The sequence below is a fragment of the Nonomuraea sp. NPDC026600 genome (assembly GCF_040638335.1).
GTDB lineage: Bacteria > Actinomycetota > Actinomycetes > Streptosporangiales > Streptosporangiaceae > Nonomuraea.
Genome location: NZ_JBEZYD010000114.1, coordinates 1 through 1342 on the forward strand (window position 1 = coordinate 1; position 1342 = coordinate 1342).

Annotated in this window: 1 protein-coding gene; it reads right to left on the reverse strand. The window is 66.4% G+C overall.

Features of this window, described 5'->3' with window-relative positions; translation table 11 throughout:
* Nucleotides 1–11: 11 nt before the first annotated feature.
* A complete protein-coding gene (locus AB0F17_RS66440) occupies nucleotides 12–1190 on the reverse strand; it encodes an ISAs1 family transposase (protein ID WP_358047858.1) in 1179 nt (392 codons plus the stop codon).
* Nucleotides 1191–1342 lie beyond the last annotated feature (152 nt).

Genomic DNA, 1342 nt, shown 5'->3' on the forward strand with positions numbered 1-1342 from the left:
CCAGGGCGATTTCAAAGTCGAACGGCTGACGGTTCGATGTGACTCTGTGTTATCAGTGGGAGAGCTCGGAGAGGGTTGCGGCCAATCGCCTGAACGGTCTCCTTGATCTTGGAAATGCCATGAATGCTGAACAGGCCGAGGGCAAGGTTGCGGAGGGTGGCCAGCACCCGTGGGCCATGACCGAGGTAGGCCTGATGATCGTCTTCGAGCCAGACGGTGTCGCGGGATCGATGCTCCAGATTCTCGATGCCCCAGTGCGTGCGAGTGTGCGCCGAAATCTCGGCTGCCGACAGGTGGGCGCGGCTGGTGATCATGATGACGACTTCCTTGCTGCGAGGGGATCCGGCCAGGTCGGCGACGTCGCGGCGGATGACGGCCAGGCGCGCGGCGTGCGGTAGGCCGAGGTCTTCATCGATGGTGGCGGCCCAGGTGGCCCACCGGTTGATGCGCCCGTGACCGCGTTCGGTGATGACGTGGTGTGGGTCGCCGGCGATCAGGTCGCGGGCTGCGGTGACGGCGGCGGCGTACAGGCTGGACCGGTTGCCCTTGACGGCGAGCAAGTAGTCGGCGTTTGCCTCTTCCACCAGGTAGCGTGCGGTCTCGGCACAGGTGTGTGCCGCGTCCGCGGTGACCAGCGCCCCGGTGAGGTCCAGTTCCATAGCCTCCAGCAGGGTGCGCACCTGCGTGGTCTCGGTAGTGCCGGCGGGCACGGCGACCTGGCCGAGCACGATGGCGTCCTGCCCGTCGCGGCGGTGGGTCATCGCCGAGAACAGCACCAGTCGCCCGTCGGCGTTCCAGCTGCCATTGAGATCCTTGCCGTCCAGCGCGATCGTCCAGCCCTGCGCATGGCAGGCCGCGTGCCTGCGCAGCCAGGCGCCCACGGCGGCGTCCAGCGCGTCGGCATCCACTTCGATCAGCACGCGCCGCAGCGTGGCGGCGCTGGGCGGCAGGCACCGGCCTGAGACCGGATGGCGGCGGCAGCGCAGCAGGTCAAGCAGACGCTGGGGCAGATCCGCCGCAGTCGAGCCCATCTCCCGGTAGTTGGCCGCTCCCGCCAGTGTCACCAGGACGGCCACTCCCAGCACTGCCACCAGCGGATGCCGCACTCCGCGTGGATCGCGCGGGTCGGCGATGCCCGCGATCATCTCCAGCAGCGACGAAACCTTGGCTTGGGCATGGGAAACTGGCACCGATGACCTTCTTGTCGTGATCTGGGAGCGTAGAGAACTCCATGATCACAGACGGAAGGTCATCATTATTTCTGCGGTCACGCTATGTAGCGACGATGGATCCGGACATCACGTGACCATCACCTCACAGCGGCGACCTTGAAATCGCCCTG